The organism is Pectobacterium carotovorum, assembly GCA_016415585.1.
Lineage (GTDB): Bacteria > Pseudomonadota > Gammaproteobacteria > Enterobacterales > Enterobacteriaceae > Pectobacterium > Pectobacterium carotovorum_K.
This window is the reverse complement of record CP066552.1, coordinates 2497293-2512818: the sequence shown is the minus strand read 5'-3', so window position 1 is coordinate 2512818 and position 15526 is coordinate 2497293. Positions and strand designations below refer to the sequence as shown.

Below are 15526 nucleotides of genomic sequence, written 5' to 3'. Positions count from 1 at the left end.
CTATTAATGGCATCATGCGGCTTTCGCATTATTCTTGTTAATGGATAGGCTTGTGCCAGAAGATTCTCAACCGATATCGTCATTTCCACTTTATGATTTGCATAGCCATACCACAGCGTCTGATGGCCTTTTAACGCCGACAGCACTGGTCAGTCGGGCAGTAGACATGCGGGTGAGTGTGCTGGCTATTACCGATCACGACACGACGGCTGGGCTTGACGAAGCGCAGCAGGCGATTGCACAACAAGGGCTGCCGCTGAGATTGATTCCCGGCGTGGAGATCTCCACGCTGTGGGAAAATCATGAGATCCATATTGTCGGGTTGGGCATGGATATTGCGCATCCAGCGTTAACGGGTTTGCTGCAACAGCAGGCAGAGTGTCGGCAGAGTCGGGCGGAACAGATTGCGGCTCGGCTGGAAAAAAACCGTATTCCCGATGCGCTGGCTGGCGCACAGCGTCTGGCGACCGGAGGGCAGATTACGCGGGCGCATTTTGCGCGTTATCTGATCGAACTGGGCATCGCGGCGAATATGAATCAGGTGTTCAAGAAATATCTGGCGAAAGGCAAAATCGGTTACGTGCCACCGCAGTGGTGCACTATCCCGCAAGCGATCGAGGCGATTCATCAATCTGGTGGTGTGTCGGTGTTGGCGCATCCGGGGCGCTACGATTTGACGGCCAAATGGCTAAAGCGCCTATTAGCGACGTTTGCAGAAAGCGGCGGGATCGCAATGGAAGTGGCGCAATGCCAACAGGCCCCGGATGAACGTACGCAGTTGGGGCGCTATGCGCGTGACTTCAACCTGATGGCGTCGCAAGGATCGGATTTCCACCTGCCGTGCGCCTGGATTGAGCTGGGCCGCAAGCTGTGGCTGCCTGCCGATGTCGAGCCAGTCTGGCACCATCCCGTATTGGTCGACTAGCGGTGCAGCATTGCGTAGTGGCATCGCTATCTCATGAAATAACAATCTTTTACCATCAACACGTTCTATAATAACGCTATTGCACGATGACGCGGGTTGGAATGCACAACGCCGCGAAATGTCAGACGTATGAGGTAGGGTTATGAGCCAGTTTTTCTATATTCACCCACAGAATCCGCAGCCGCGATTGATCAATCAATCGGTGGAATTTTTGCATAAGGGTGGGGTGATTGTTTATCCAACGGATTCCGGTTACGCGTTGGGCTGCATGTTGGGCGAAAAGAACGCGCTGGAACGCATCTGCCGGATTCGCGATCTGGGTAGCGATCATAACTTCACGCTGATGTGTCGCGATCTGTCCGAACTGTCGACGTATGCCCATGTTGATAACTCGGCTTTCCGGTTGATTAAAAATAATACGCCCGGTAATTACACGTTTATTCTGAAAGCGACGAAAGAGGTTCCTCGCCGCTTAATGAATGAAAAGCGTAAAACCATCGGCCTGCGCGTGCCGTCCAATCCTATCGCACTGGAGTTGCTGGCTGCGCTGAATGAACCGTTGATGTCGACAACGCTGATGTTGCCGGGAAATGATTTCGCCGAATCCGATCCAGAAGAAATTCAGGAAAGATTGGGAAAACAGGTGGATTTGGTTATTCACGGTGGTTCGCTGGGTCAACAGCCGACGACGGTTATTGACTTGACAGAGTCCGTGCCGCGCGTCGCCCGTGAAGGCACCGGTGATGTCACACCGTTCCTATAAGCGCTGCGACAGGGCTGTAACAATGAGAATACAAATGGCGCGAAGATCGGTATAATCGCGCCAGCATTGAATACGATGAACGATTTTTACGTACACATTATTTTTACGTAACTTGTTGAATTTTATCAGCAGTTATGACTCCCCCCGACGCCTGGGAAGGCGACACTAGAGGTTGCTCAATGAGCGAAAAGTTACAAAAAGTTCTGGCGCGTGCCGGACATGGCTCACGCCGCGAAATTGAAGTTATCATTCAGGCTGGACGCGTCAGCGTTGACGGTAAGATTGCCACTCTGGGCGATCGCGTTGAAGTGACGAAAGCCACCAAAATCCGTATTGATGGCCATGTGGTTACCGTTAAGGAAACCGAAGAGTCTGTGTGCCGCGTACTGATGTACTATAAACCGGAAGGTGAACTGTGCACGCGTAACGATCCTGATGGTCGCCCGACGGTATTTGACCGTCTGCCAAAAATTCAGGGTTCTCGCTGGGTTGCGGTAGGGCGTCTGGACGTGAACACCTCCGGCCTGCTGCTGTTCACGACCGACGGTGAGTTAGCGAACCGCCTGATGCACCCCAGCCGCGAGGTTGAGCGCGAATACGCCGTGCGTGTCTTCGGTGAAGTTGACGACGAAAAGATCAAACAGCTGAGCAAAGGCGTACAGCTGGAAGACGGTCCGGCATCATTCCGCACTATCCGCTATCAGGGCGGTGAAGGTCTGAACCAGTGGTATAACGTGACGCTGACCGAAGGGCGCAACCGTGAAGTTCGCCGTCTGTGGGAAGCGGTTGGCGTGCAGGTTAGCCGCCTGATTCGCGTGCGCTACGGCGACATTACGCTGCCGAAAGGCATTCCACGCGGTGGCTGGACAGAAATGCCGCTGGAACAACTGAACTATCTACGTGAATTAGTGCAGCTTCCGGCAGAAACAGTATCGAAACTGCCAGTTGAGCGCGAGCGCCGCCGGGTGAAGGCAAATCAGATCCGTCGTGCGGTAAAACGTCACAGCCAGATCAACAGTGCTCCGGCACGCCGTACTTCGCCAAAACCTAAGCGCAACGGGTAATACGTTATCCTTACGCTTCACGGGCAGCTTTCGCTGCCCGTTTTCATTTCGCTTTGCTTATCATCAATGAAAACTAATGACTACCAGTCAATACCTTGCTGTGCCTGAATCCCGCTATCAAACGCGTGTTTTACCGGACGCATTTCCGTCACGGTATCCGCCATTTCCAGCAAGTCACGATGGCAACCTCGTCCGGTAATAATGACCGTCTGCCCGGCAGGGCGCTGATTCAAGGCAGTGACAACGTCACTTAAATCCAGATAATCATAGCTAATCATATACGTCAGTTCGTCCAATACGACGAGGTCGAGCTGTGGATCGGCCAGCATACGTTTGCCATGCTGCCAGACGTGTTGTGCCGCTTCGGTATCTGTCTGGCGATTCTGCGTATCCCAGGTAAAGCCTGTCGCCATGACCTGAAATTCCACGCCGTGCTGTTGCAGCAGATTCTTCTCACCGTTTGGCCATTCGCCTTTAATAAACTGGATCACGCCTGCCTGCAATCCGTGGCCTATCGCTCGCGTGACGGTGCCAAAAGCCGCCGTGGTTTTTCCTTTCCCGTTACCAGTGAAGACGATCAGGATACCGCGCGTTTCATTCGCGGCGGCAATACGGGCGTCGACCTTTTCTTTCAGGCGCTGTTGGCGTTGCTGGTGGCGTTCATCGCTCATCGTGCGTGCTCTTCTTTATTATTCGGCTGGACCGGCTTTTCTGCCCGGCTGTGCATCAAAACTCATCCCCGTCTTACGGCGGCTGTCATCGCCCATCAGATAGAGATACAGCGGCATAATATCCGCTGGCGTTTTCAGTCTCATCGGATCTTCGTTAGGGAAGGCTGACGCACGCATTCCTGTACGCGTTCCGCCGGGGTTAATACAGTTCACCCGCAGATTTTGTGAACGATATTCTTCAGCCAGCACTTGCATCAGGCCTTCCGTCGCGAACTTGGAGACGGAATAGGCTCCCCAGCCGGCGCGACCTTCGCGACCCACGCTGGAACTGGTGAAAACCAGAGAAGAGCAAGGTGATTTCAATAACAGCGGCAGCAGCGCCTGCGTCAGCATAAAGGTCGCGTTGACGTTGACCTGCATAACCTGATGCCAGATCTCTGGCGTTTGCTGCACGATAGGGGTGATTTCCCCGAGCAACCCGGCGTTGTGGAGAACGCCATCGAGGTGCGGCACAACCTGCGCCAGTTCGTCAGCCAGTTGAAAGCACTGCGCGGAGGATAAGGCCAGCATATCGCAGACCACAACGTGCGCAGACGTACCGTGTTCTTGCTCGATCTGCTGTTTAACCGACTGAAGTTTACTTTCTGTTCGTCCTAATAAAATAACGTGTGCGCCGTAGCGAGCGTAGGTCAGCGCGGCTTCCCGGCCAATGCCGTCGCCAGCACCGGTGACCAGAATGATACGGTTTTGCAGTAAATCGATTTTAGGCTGGTAATGCACAATGAATTCCTCTTACCGTGGCGCAAAACAGCCACGTTTCAGATATATAGACCTGCCATCGCGTATACGGCATGGCGAGATGCGTCGGTCGTGCCACTCGGAACGTCAGATAACGGCGCATCCGGGCAGGGTGAATGGGGGTGTTATGCCTCAAATATCGACTGTTTTCAATGAGACTGCCTCTATTTATCCCCGTGCTGTTGTAAAAAGCAGCAGTAGGCGTAAAAACCACAGGAATAACATCGCCATATTGCGTGCCATCAGTTAGGTTATAGGAAGGGAATGGCGCACGACGTCAACGCCATGGTTGGTGAATAAACCAACATTAATTAATACGCAGTCAATGAGGACGGTGTTTGTGGAATTACTTTCTCTGTACGGTTTATTCCTGGCTAAGGTACTCACCATCGTGGTGGCTATTGGTGCGTTAGTCGTTTTGGCATTCGGGATGACGCAGCGTAAGCGTCCACATAAAGGTGAGTTGCAGGTCACGAATCTGGGTGAACAATATCAGGAAATGCAGCGCGAAATGCAGACTGCCTGTATGAGCGACACCGAGCGTAAGCTGTTATCCAAACAAGAAAAGAAGAAAGAAAAAGAAACCGCGAAGCAAGATAAACAGCGTGCCAAGCGCGGCGAAGAGAAAAGTGTCAAACCGTGCCTGTACGTACTCGATTTCAACGGCAGTATGGATGCGGGCGAAGTCAGTTCGCTGCGTGAAGAGATCTCCGCCGTACTCGCCGTGGCGAAACCGAAAGATGAAGTATTGCTGCGTCTGGAAAGTCCCGGCGGTGTGGTTCACGGCTATGGATTGGCGGCCTCGCAGTTGCAGCGTCTGCGTCAGGGCGGCGTGCGGTTGACGGTTTCGGTGGATAAAGTGGCTGCCAGCGGCGGATATATGATGGCCTGTGTGGCTGACCGCATCGTAGCGGCACCGTTTGCGATTGTAGGGTCTATTGGCGTTGTGGCACAAATTCCCAACTTCCACCGTTTGCTGAAAAACAAAGACATTGATGTTGAGCTGCACACCGCGGGTGAATTCAAACGTACGCTGACGCTGTTTGGTGAGAACACCGAACAAGGCCGTGAGAAATTCCGTGAAGACCTGAATGTCACACACACGCTGTTTAAGGATTTTGTGCAGCAGATGCGTCCCTCGCTGGATATTGATTCTGTTGCGACGGGAGAGCATTGGTTTGGCACACAGGCGAAAGATTTAGGGTTGGTTGATTCTATCGGCACCAGTGACGATCTGCTGATTGCTGAAATGGCCAGTCATGAAGTATTAAGCGTTCGCTATACGCGCCGTAAACGCTTGTTGGATCGTCTGACTGGCAGCGCAGGGGATACCGCCGAACGAATGATGATGCGTTGGTGGCAGCGTGGTTCGAAGCCTTTGCTGTAATCGCCAATCACTAAGGCATAATGCTCAAATGCCCGCGAATTTTGCGGGCATTTGCATTTAATCAATTAATGTATTTAATCGATCAAATCGTATTTTTCGGATAAAACATGCGCAAGATGTTTGAACATATTAAATACAGCGGTGCTTTTTAAGGTTGGCATTCCATTCTCATCGAGAAAAAATTCACCGCGAAAAACCAGCACACCGTTTTTTTGTTCTACGCTATCAGCCACCATGCCATGTAAATAGTCATCGTGATGTTTAATGATGTCGTTGGCTTCAACTAATAAGCTCTGGCGCTCAATAGGACGCTTTTCTTCGTTAACCTGATGTTCAGGTGACATGATTGTTACTCCTGTACTCGCCCTTGAAAAGGGGGTAGTTGCACTTATCAGCAATGCTGTTTCGAAAATCAACGCAGCTATTTCAAAAACCGACACCGTTATCATCAAAAGCTGCATCAAGAGAAAGGGTACTGCGATACGGTTTCAGCGTAAAGCGTAGATTATGAGGCAAATGGGCTACATTTTAGGGGCTTACCTGCCGATACTTAGTGTGACAGGAAGCGGACAAAACAGGATTGCCATGCTAATTAGGTTGCGTGGCGATATTTATCAGGTAGAGTGTGGGATTTTGCGCAGTCAGTAGAATCCGCTCTGAATGCCCCGAAAAATATCTGATTTTCAGAAGAATTCAGCAGGTAATAGTACATATGGGTAAAGCTCTCGTTATCGTCGAGTCCCCGGCAAAAGCCAAAACGATCAATAAGTATTTAGGCAATGACTACGTGGTGAAGTCCAGCGTCGGTCATGTGCGCGATCTGCCGACGAGTGGCTCAGTCAGTAAAAAGAGCGCGGACTCAACGACTAAAGATAAAACGAAAAAGAAAGTCAAAAAGGATGAGAAATCCGCGCTAGTTAATCGTATGGGCGTCGACCCTTATCATGGCTGGAAAGCCAACTACGAAATACTGCCGGGTAAGGAGAAGGTTGTCTCCGAATTAAAAACGCTGGCGGAAAATGCCGACCACATCTATCTCGCAACCGACCTTGACCGCGAAGGGGAAGCCATTGCCTGGCACCTACGGGAAATCATTGGTGGTGACGATCAGCGTTTCAGCCGCGTGGTGTTTAACGAAATAACGAAAAATGCCATTAAACAGGCATTTGAAAAACCAGACACGTTGAATATTGACCGCGTGAATGCCCAGCAGGCGCGCCGGTTTATGGATCGCGTGGTGGGTTACATGGTTTCCCCGCTGCTGTGGAAAAAAATTGCCCGTGGTCTGTCCGCGGGGCGCGTGCAGTCAGTTGCGGTACGTCTGATTGTCGATCGCGAGCGTGAAATTAAAGCGTTCGTGCCGGAAGAATATTGGGAACTGCACGCTGATTTGCTGGCAGGCAGCGATATTCAACTGCAAATGCAGGTGACGCACCATAACAGCAAGCCGTTTAAACCGGTTAATAAAGAACAAACGCATGCGGCAGTCAGTCTGCTTGAGAACGCGCGCTATGTGGTTGCCGATCGTGAAGATAAACCGACCAGCAGCAAACCGGGCGCGCCGTTCATCACGTCAACGTTACAACAGGCTGCCAGTACACGCCTTGGTTTTGGCGTGAAAAAGACCATGATGATGGCGCAGCGCCTGTATGAAGCGGGCTATATTACCTACATGCGTACTGACTCAACGAACCTGAGCCAGGATGCCTTGTCGATGGTGCGTGGTTATATCGGAGAAGAATTCGGTAAGCGCTATCTGCCTGAATCGGCGAACCTTTACAGCAGTAAAGAAAACTCGCAGGAAGCGCACGAAGCGATTCGTCCTTCCGATGTCGGCGTGTTAGCTGACAACCTGAAAGATATGGAAGCCGATGCGCAGAAGCTGTATCAGCTAATTTGGCGTCAGTTCGTCGCCTGTCAAATGACACCAGCGCAATATGATTCCACTACGTTAATCGTGGAAGCGGCCGATTATCAACTGCGTGCCAAAGGCCGAACGCTGCGTTTCGATGGCTGGACGAAAGTCATGCCTGCCCTGCGTAAAAATGATGAAGATCGCACGTTACCAACCGTGGCGGTGGGCGAGCCGTTGTCGTTGCAGAAACTGCTGCCAGGGCAACACTTTACCAAACCACCTGCGCGTTATAGCGATGCCTCTCTGGTTAAAGAGCTGGAAAAACGTGGGATTGGTCGTCCGTCTACCTACGCGTCTATTATTTCAACCATTCAGGATCGCGGCTACGTTCGAGTGGAGAACCGCCGTTTCTATGCAGAGAAAATGGGGGAAATCGTTACCGATCGACTGGAAGAAAACTTCCGCGAACTGATGAATTACGATTTTACCGCACGGATGGAAAGCCGCCTCGATCAGGTCGCCAATAATCAGGCGGAATGGAAAGCGGTATTGGATGAATTCTTCAACGAATTTAGCCAGCAGTTGGAAAAGGCAGAACAGGATCCTGAAGAAGGCGGTATGCGTCCCAATGCAATGGTGTTAACCAGCATTGACTGCCCAACCTGCTCTCGTCAAATGGGTATCCGTACTGCCAGTACCGGCGTGTTTCTGGGCTGTTCTGGCTATGCACTGTCGCCGAAAGAGCGCTGTAAAACCACGATCAACCTGATACCTGAAGCCGAAGTGCTGAACGTGTTAGAGGGGGACGAAGCTGAAACTAACGCGTTGCGTGCCCGCCGCCGCTGTGAAAAGTGTGGTACGGCGATGGACAGCTATCTGATTGATAATCAGCGTAAGCTGCACGTTTGCGGGAATAACCCAGCCTGTGACGGATATGAGATCGAAGCTGGTGAGTTCCGCATCAAGGGCTATGATGGCCCGATTGTTGAGTGCGAAAAATGTGGCTCCGAGATGCATCTCAAAATGGGACGCTTCGGTAAATACATGGCGTGCACCAGCGAGACATGTAGCAACACGCGTAAGATCCTGCGTAATGGCGATGTGGCGCCACCGAAAGAAGATCCGGTGCCGTTGCCTGAGCTGCCTTGCGAGAAGTCTGATGCCTATTTCGTATTGCGTGATGGCGCGGCAGGGGTCTTTCTTGCGGCCAATACGTTCCCGAAATCTCGCGAAACGCGGGCACCGCTGGTAGAAGAACTGGCGCGATTCAAAGATCGTTTACCGGAAAAACTGCGCTATCTGGCGGATGCGCCGATAGTCGATAAAGATGGCAATAAGACGCAGGTACGTTTCAGCCGTAAGACTAAACAGCAATATGTCTCGTCAGAGAAAGACGGCAAGGCAACGGGTTGGTCAGCGTTTTATATTGATGGCAAATGGGTTGAAGGGAAGAAGTAACCTCTTTCTGTCACCCCGCGCATAACCCGGTTATGTGTAAGACATCGCTAAATCAAGCCAGCCGCAAGGCTGGCTTTTTCGATCGCGGAAAATCTCCAGATAAAACAGGTGCATGAAGATTGTTCTGCGGTAGCATGAGGATTGTTGATCCGTGATAGAGAATCATGCGGTTTACCTCGGTGATAATCGCACGCACCGCGTTCTTTATCGCTGCCGCCACGCAAAAATGGTTATATAAAAATAATTTTTATGATTAAATGACATTAATTGATGGAAATATGCGCCAGACGGTTAAGACGCAATCAAATCAATAAAACGGAACGTCGTCAGAACGTCGTGAGATGCCACGCGCACACTTCAATTGGGAATGGGATAAATTATGAAACTACAACAGCTTCGTTATATTGTTGAAGTTGTTAATCACAACCTGAATGTATCTTCTACCGCAGAAGGGTTGTACACCTCCCAGCCGGGGATCAGTAAACAGGTCCGCATGCTGGAGGATGAGTTGGGCATTCAGATTTTTGCCCGTAGTGGAAAACACCTGACACAGGTGACGCCAGCCGGACAGGAAGTCATCCGCATTGCACGTGAAGTGTTGTCGAAAGTCGATGCTATCAAAGCGGTCGCTGGAGAACATACCTATCCCGATAAAGGGTCGCTGTACGTGGCGACTACCCACACGCAGGCGCGCTACGCGCTGCCAAGCGTCATTAAAGGCTTCATCGATCGCTATCCTCGCGTGTCGCTGCACATGCATCAGGGCTCGCCGACGCAGATTGCTGAGGCCGTTGCGAAAGGATCTGCGGATTTTGCTATTGCGACTGAAGCTTTGCATCTGTACGACGATTTGATCATGTTGCCGTGCTATCACTGGAATCGCGCGGTGGTAGTAAAACCGGATCACCCGCTGGCGTCCAAAACCGATATCTCCATCGAAGAACTGGCCGCTTATCCTATCGTCACCTATACCTTTGGTTTTACGGGGCGCTCCGAACTGGATACCGCGTTTAACCGCGCTGGCCTCACGCCACGTATCGTCTTTACCGCAACGGATGCCGATGTGATTAAGACCTACGTGCGTTTAGGGTTGGGTGTCGGGGTGATTGCGAATATGGCGGTCGATCCGCAGACGGAAACCGATCTGGTGACCATCAACGCGAACAGCATCTTCAGCTACAGCACGACGAAAATTGGCTTCCGTCGCAGCACGTTCCTGCGCAGCTACATGTACGATTTCATCCAGCGATTTGCCCCGCACTTAACGCGTGATGTCGTCGATTCTGCCGTGGCGCTGCGTTCGAATGATGAAATTGAAGCGATGTTTAAAGATGTCTCATTACCCGTGAAATAATGCTACTGATGCAGCATTTGTTGTTATGAAATGAAAACTCCAGCGTATGTCTGGAGTTTTCATTTATATAGCCGTCGGGCTTCAAGCTATTATTTTTTTACGGTAAACCTCTTCAATTTTAGTAATGCGCGCATCGCCGCTCAGCGGCTTATAAATATGAATTTTGACAATTTTTAGTGGTGCTTCTGGTGACGTTACCGTACCTTTGGTCAGGAACGAGTAGTTCACCTGTGTTGCAACAAATAGCGGCGTATAAGCCACACCCACTAAATGTACGGTAGATTTAAAAGTGATTGATCAGCATCATTCAAATCACGGAAAGCAGTCCATCCACCAGCAAGTTGATCTGACATTATTTCACCTCATTTAATTTGATTGATAATCTATCGCTGTATTGCCCTGTTAATATATTCACAGGTCAGTGAAATGAGACTAGGTGATTTAATTTTCTTTAGCAAGGAGGAACGCAATTCTCTTTATATGAATAATGTGAGACCATATCAAAAAAATAAAATAATAATATTTATTATATTTTCAGTGAGTAATGTGTTTAAAGATAAAGCTTATAATCATTGAAATGATCATATGTGTAATTATATATTTTGATATAAATATCAAAAAGCTTATGCAGCAAGCCATCGACTAACCACGTTACGTTCTGAGCGCGGTTTCTTTTCCCCCTCCTCATGATATTGCCATCGAAGACTGTCGTACATTTTTGCCGCCGCTTACTCGCCCGGTAATACAAACCGAGTTGTATTCAGTGTGGGCCAGCAACCGTCTGATTAGTAAAGTTCTTTAAAATAACAAAATAGGTATTAAACGTAATATATCTCTCTCGCTGTGACAGCTGTCATTGGCTGAGTAGAAATGTCCACCATGCTCACGAATCAATTTAATAAAGAGGGAATAATGGAAAAAGAAAGCAATGAACGTTTGAAAAATGAATATATGTCAGAAGACATGAGTAAAAAAGAGGAGGCCGTTGATAAAGAAAATCGCGCCGATGACTCAAATAAAAGACGCCCTGGATGTAATCGCGAGAAGTGTTTTTGCGCACGATGAAGTAAATGTCAATATCTGAAAAAGGATAAAAGTGATGGGATATACTTATACAATTATAGATTTAACCACAGGGGCTGAAATTCAGGCTCCTAATGATGTTTGCATTTTGGATTCACTCGAAGAGGCTGGTGTTGATTCACCTTATTCATGCCGTGCTGGATCATGCTCTTCATGTGCTGCACTACTTATTACCGGTATCGTTGATCAATCAGATGGTTCGTTTCTAAGCGATGAGCAGAAAGTTAGATTTATATTAACCTGTTCAGCATATCCTCAAAGTAACTGTATTATTCGAACAGGGGTAGAATGGCTCCTGGGAGATGAAGAAAAAGCGGACAAAGTCTTCTTTGAAGACTGGCAGAGGTGGAACTGATTCCGGCTTTTTTAAGCTTGGATCTTTAAAATGGCAAAATATGTTCCCTTCATAAAGAAGGGAACATTATCAAAACATGTGGCGTTCCCCAGAACGGCACGCTGTAAAAAATTATGTATATCGACTCTCCCATAAACGCTGCCCAAAACGGGTGTCCAACTTTTGGGGACAGACCATAATGCTTGTGCTTTATCGTTGCCCCACTTCCTATGTAACCCACCATTTCCTTGATCTTTTCCCCGTTTATCCGCATTGAGCCCTGTGTTGTCGGAGCGAGGTGTGATAGATATAGTCCTCGTCTGAAAAGTCTATCCAGTAGGTGTTGATGCCAAACGTGGTGTCAGAACCTTCGCTCCACCCGATCCGAGGCCAAAACATGAAATTATTGCCATGGCTATGTACTGCCGCTGCGCTTCTGCTGGCGGGATGCAGTAATCATAGTGAGAACGCTGCCGCTACCCAGCAAAACACCACGCAAAATGATGACACAAGCACGGTGGTGTTGCTGAAAAGCAGTTCGCCGGTTGACGTCAACTGTACGCTGATTGGTGGAACGATGGCGATCTCCCGGCAGCTTGATGGTGCGAGCGTGGGGGCCTGTCAGTTAGCCAACGGTAAGCGTTGTAGCGAACAATCACTGATGAATGGAAGTTGTCCGGCAGGGTGAGTGTTGCGGCAGTTAGTACTGCCGCAGGAAAACTTAAGATGTAACCAGATTTACACAAGACGCGTTCTGGCTGATGTCTTTGAGGTTTTGTAGCGTAGTTTGGGAAATGCTGATTAGTGCTTCTTCCGTCAGGAACGCCTGATGCCCAGTGAACAGTACGTTGTGGCACGCGGATAAGCGGCGGAAGATGTCGTCCTGAATCACATCGTTGGATTTATCGGCGAAGAAGAGATCGCGCTCGTTTTCATAAACGTCCATGCCCAGCGCGCCAATTTTCTGTTGCTTCAACGCGTCGATAGCGGCCTGCGAGTCGATCAGTCCACCACGGCTGGTATTGACGATCATGACGCCGTTTTTCATTTGTGCAAAGGCCGCCTGATTCAGCAGGTGGTGATTCTCCGGCGTCAGTGGACAGTGCAGGGAGATAACGTCCGCGTTGGCGTACAGCGTTTTTAGATCGACATACTCTGCCCCTAATTCCAAGGCCTGCGGGTTTGGGTAGGGATCGAAGGCCAGCAGCCGCATCCCGAAGCCTTTCAGAATGCGCATCGTGGCGATGCCAATTTTTCCGGTGCCAATAATGCCCGCCGTCCGGTTGTGCATATTGAAGCCAATCAACCCTTCCAGAGAGAAGTTCGCGTCGCGAGTACGCTGATAGGCGCGGTGAATGCGGCGGTTAAGCGTCAGCATCAGGCCGACGGCGTGTTCGGCGACAGCCTCAGGGGAATACGCGGGAACGCGTACTACGCTGATACCCAGCTCCTTAGCGGCTTCCAAATCGACATTGTTAAAGCCCGCACAGCGCAGCGCGAGCGTTTTAATGCCCAACGCTGCCAGTTCGGTCAACACTTCGCGTCCACCGTCATCGTTTACAAAGATGCAGACGGCCTGACAGCCCGCGGCGGTTTTCGCGGTGCGCGATGTCAGCATGAAATCAAAAAACTCCAGCTCATAGCCAAACTGCTGATTGACCTGCTCCAGATATTTACGGTCATACTGCTTAGTGCTGTAAATTGCCAGTTTCATTGATAGTTTCTCCGAAAAATCCTTAGGTTAAGCTATCAGAAAATCGGGCGGTGACAAACCGTTACCTGACTGACAGTAACGGTTTGAAATTGAGAGGCAATAATAGCGTAAGACCGATTTTAGCGAGACGTACTGAAAACCGACACGGCTTCGGACATCGTGGAGATCTGCTGTTCCAGACTGTTAATGGCAGAACTGGAGTGCGTAGCCAAAATGGTGTTCTGGCGCGTCAATTCATCAATGTTGTTCACCGCAGAATTAATCTGCCCCAGTCCTTGCGATTGCTCTTGTGTCGCTAGGCTGATTTGATTCACAAGCTGCGAGACCTGCTGTACCTGAGCCAGAATGTTGTTCATTGACTGACTGGTATGGTTGACCAATTTATCGCTGGTGTGAATGTTCGCGATTGTGGCATCGATAATCGCTGCGATGTCTTTTGCGGCAGCGGCGCTACGCTGCGCCAGAATACGGACTTCCCCCGCGACCACGGCGAAACTCCTGCCCTGTTCTCCGGCGTGAGCGGCCTCTACTGCCGCGTTAAGTGCCAGAATGTTGGTCTGGAACGCCAGATTATCCAGCACGCTGATGATGTCGGTGATCTCTTTGCTGGAACGGGTCATGGTCGCCATGGTATCGGTTACCTGATTAACCGCTTTCTCTCCGGCATTGACAGCCTGATTGGCATCATTCGCACAACGCGTTGCTAACTGTGTGGCAGACGCATTACTTTGGATCGTCGCCGTCAGTTCTTCCATTGATGATGCGGTGGATTGTAAGCTTTGCGCGGTATCTTCACAGCGCTGGCTGAGTGTGTAATTCCCAGAAGCAATCTCGCCGCAGGCGTTTCGTAGTTCAGCCAGCTTGCCGTTAACATCATCGACAAACGTGCGGAAATTCATGCCGGATTGGTTGACGGCGCGTAATAACATGCCAACTTCGTCCACGCGATTAAGTTGAAACGAGTTATCCGCCTGCCCAGATGCGGAATTAATAGCCTGGCGTAGAATCTTTTCCAGTGGTTTTGCCAGATGTTGAACTAATAATTCACTGGTTATTGCCGCGCCAGCGAGTAGTGCCAGAACAAAAGTTAATAGCGGTGTGGTGAGTGGAAGGGTAGCCAATAATAAAAGAAGCGCAAATAGCATGAAAAGGAAAACGTAGCTTCTTATCCGCCACCGTATGGGGATGACGGTAAATAAGCTAAGAAGTTTTAGCGGCCCTTTATAAATCACTAGTCCCTGAAAGAGCCGACGGTTTTTTAATTTATTCTCGTTCATTTGGTGGTAAAGCGCTTCTGCTTGCCGAATCTCTTCCTGTGAAACGCGGGTTCTCACCGACATATATCCTGTGATTTTCCCTTCCTTCATCAGCGGCGTCGTACTGGCTTTTACCCAATAATAGTCGCCACTCTTGCGGCGATTCTTGACGACGGCCGTCCAGATTTTACCTGCCTTCAGCGTTGCCCACATGTCGGCAAACGCCAGTGGGGGCATGTCCGGGTGGCGCACGATATTGTGAGGTTGGTGGAGAATTTCCTCAAAGTCGTAACCACTGGCATCAATAAAATCGTCATTGGCATAAGTGATATGGCTATCGGTAGTGGTAACCGACATTAGCTTTGCTTTTTCATCTAATAAATACTGAATATCACTGACTGGAAAATTCTTACGCATTTATTGATCCTTTTAGTATAAGCAAGCATATCCCCGTCATACTTCAAGCTGCTTGTGCGTTGGCTGCCCTTACTCACCCCAGTCACTTACCTGTGTAAGCTCCCGGGGATTCGCTCAGTTGCCGCCTTCACGCAACTCGAATTATTTAGGGTATAGATGTGATGTTTTTAGATCCATTAGCTAACTGAAAAGCGATTAATGCTATTTAATTAACGGCAATCTTCACGAAATACTTAGCGAGTAGACTTATATATTCTGACTAGTTCCGTCCGTTATTTTTTCTTTAGGAAACCGTTATTTTTTCTTCAGGAAAGTCGTTGCCTAGCCCGACTCGCTGCAAGAGCCTACGCCAGTGACCAAAAAACATTCATTTGCTAAGTATATTATGACTCTGCGAATTTGCACGGTGGGCAATGCAGGTTGAAGTACGGGAAAAATGGCGAGGGG

The 15526-nt window shown here is 49.7% G+C and carries 14 protein-coding genes; 9 read left to right on the top strand and 5 right to left on the bottom strand.

Annotated features, from left to right (window positions below):
• Positions 1–40: 40 nt before the first annotated feature.
• From JFY74_11035 to rluB, 3 genes are all read left to right on the top strand, one after another.
• Positions 41–925 (top strand): PHP domain-containing protein, encoded by an 885-nt coding sequence (locus JFY74_11035; GenBank protein ID QQG26688.1) that lies wholly within the window; start codon positions 41–43, stop codon positions 923–925.
• Between the two features lie 142 nt (positions 926–1067).
• Entirely contained in the window at positions 1068–1688 is a 621-nt protein-coding gene (locus tag JFY74_11030) for a threonylcarbamoyl-AMP synthase (GenBank protein ID QQG26687.1), read from the top strand.
• A gap of 179 nt (positions 1689–1867) precedes the next feature.
• Positions 1868–2752 (top strand): 23S rRNA pseudouridine(2605) synthase RluB, encoded by an 885-nt coding sequence (gene rluB / locus JFY74_11025; protein QQG26686.1) that lies wholly within the window; start codon positions 1868–1870, stop codon positions 2750–2752.
• A gap of 80 nt (positions 2753–2832) precedes the next feature.
• Here the strand turns inward: rluB and cobO are convergent, their stop codons facing one another.
• Complete coding sequence (cobO, locus tag JFY74_11020; protein QQG26685.1) at positions 2833–3423, bottom strand: cob(I)yrinic acid a,c-diamide adenosyltransferase; 591 nt, start codon at positions 3421–3423, stop codon at positions 2833–2835.
• Between the two features lie 18 nt (positions 3424–3441).
• Entirely contained in the window at positions 3442–4203 is a 762-nt protein-coding gene (locus JFY74_11015) for a YciK family oxidoreductase (protein QQG26684.1), read from the bottom strand.
• 358 nt (positions 4204–4561) lie between these two features.
• On the opposite strand from JFY74_11015, the gene sohB reads away from it, so the two are divergent.
• On the top strand, positions 4562–5608 hold the full coding sequence (sohB, locus tag JFY74_11010) for a protease SohB (protein QQG26683.1): 1047 nt from the start codon (positions 4562–4564) through the stop codon (positions 5606–5608).
• A gap of 74 nt (positions 5609–5682) precedes the next feature.
• On the opposite strand, the gene JFY74_11005 is transcribed toward sohB, so the two are convergent.
• The gene (locus JFY74_11005) at positions 5683–5952 is read right to left on the bottom strand and encodes a YciN family protein (GenBank protein ID QQG26682.1); all 270 of its coding nucleotides are present in this window, start codon (positions 5950–5952) and stop codon (positions 5683–5685) included.
• A 368-nt stretch (positions 5953–6320) separates the two neighbouring features.
• On the opposite strand from JFY74_11005, the gene topA reads away from it, so the two are divergent.
• The 5 genes from topA (at position 6321) to JFY74_10980 (ending at position 12380) form a co-directional block, all read left to right on the top strand.
• Positions 6321–8921, top strand: a complete 2601-nt coding sequence (gene topA, locus JFY74_11000; GenBank protein ID QQG26681.1) for a type I DNA topoisomerase — start codon at positions 6321–6323, stop codon at positions 8919–8921.
• A 379-nt stretch (positions 8922–9300) separates the two neighbouring features.
• Positions 9301–10275: an HTH-type transcriptional regulator CysB gene (cysB, locus tag JFY74_10995; protein QQG26680.1), complete on the top strand. Its 975-nt coding sequence runs from the start codon at positions 9301–9303 to the stop codon at positions 10273–10275.
• A gap of 912 nt (positions 10276–11187) precedes the next feature.
• Positions 11188–11340, top strand: a complete 153-nt coding sequence (locus tag JFY74_10990) for a hypothetical protein (GenBank protein QQG26679.1) — start codon at positions 11188–11190, stop codon at positions 11338–11340.
• A 34-nt stretch (positions 11341–11374) separates the two neighbouring features.
• Entirely contained in the window at positions 11375–11713 is a 339-nt protein-coding gene (locus JFY74_10985) for a 2Fe-2S iron-sulfur cluster binding domain-containing protein (GenBank protein ID QQG26678.1), read from the top strand.
• A 376-nt stretch (positions 11714–12089) separates the two neighbouring features.
• Complete coding sequence (locus JFY74_10980; GenBank protein QQG26677.1) at positions 12090–12380, top strand: DUF333 domain-containing protein; 291 nt, start codon at positions 12090–12092, stop codon at positions 12378–12380.
• Between the two features lie 33 nt (positions 12381–12413).
• On the opposite strand, the gene JFY74_10975 is transcribed toward JFY74_10980, so the two are convergent.
• Both JFY74_10975 and JFY74_10970 read right to left on the bottom strand, forming a co-directional pair.
• Positions 12414–13406 carry a 2-hydroxyacid dehydrogenase gene (locus JFY74_10975; GenBank protein QQG26676.1) on the bottom strand — a complete coding sequence of 331 codons (993 nt, stop codon included), beginning with the start codon at positions 13404–13406 and terminating at the stop codon, positions 12414–12416.
• Between the two features lie 119 nt (positions 13407–13525).
• Positions 13526–15079, bottom strand: a complete 1554-nt coding sequence (locus JFY74_10970; GenBank protein QQG26675.1) for a PAS domain-containing protein — start codon at positions 15077–15079, stop codon at positions 13526–13528.
• Positions 15080–15526 lie beyond the last annotated feature (447 nt).